Here is an 811-nt window from a genome sequence, read left to right on the forward strand (position 1 = left end):
CCTCTTTACAAGATGAGGCCAGCACAGCTGCCACACCAAGCGTTGAAGTAGCCACTGAAGCGCCTGAACCAGCTGTAGAGGAATCAGCAGCTGCCGATGGAACAACGGCTGAGCGCCCTGCCGAAAAGGCGGAGAAAGCACGCAAGGCTACGCGCCAGCGTCGCCAACCTCAGCAAGCGGCAGAGAAAGCGGAACCTGAAGCAGAGGAAGGTGTAGAGAAAAGCGCTGAGGCCAAACCTCAACAGCCAACTGATGACGCAACTGCTGCTCAAGAAGCGCCCCAAGAGGCGGCTAGCGGTTCGTCTGAGCTCGTGAAAGCTGATGCAGGAGTAGAGCTGGAGGAAGGGAGCACTTCAAACGTGAAAGAGTTTGATACCGCCAACAGCGAATCAGTAAGCTCACGTGACGAAGAAACTGCAAAAGAGACTGACAAGCCCCAGCAGTCGCTATCTCAAGCTGCTGAGCCTCAAGAACCTTCTGAGTCTCAAAAACCTGTATCTCAAGAACTTGTGCGTCAGGAACCTGTATTGTCTCAAGAACCTCAGGAGACGGCACAAGAGACATCCGCAGACGCCGACACACATGCAGAAGCGCCGAAAGCTGCTGAGACTACTGAGACTGCTGAGACTGCTGAGACTGTCGACAGTGACGCTAACACTCAGACACCGTCGCAAAGCGTAGCAGCTAGCATTGAAGCAAGCTCACCAGAGTTTGCTGAGCAGCCGGAAGCATCTTCTTTAGACAGCGACGCAGTGAGCAATACAACTGCTTCAGACACGAGCGCTGCTTCAGAAACCGCGAATGACAGCGC

1 pseudogene is annotated in these 811 nt (G+C 54.4%); it reads left to right on the forward strand.

The features are described 5' to 3' along the window. Positions 1-811, forward strand: a pseudogene (locus INT22_RS17040) (ribonuclease E/G); the annotation flags it as partial.

Source organism: Halomonas sp. 3D7M, assembly GCF_014897885.1.
GTDB lineage: Bacteria > Pseudomonadota > Gammaproteobacteria > Pseudomonadales > Halomonadaceae > Vreelandella.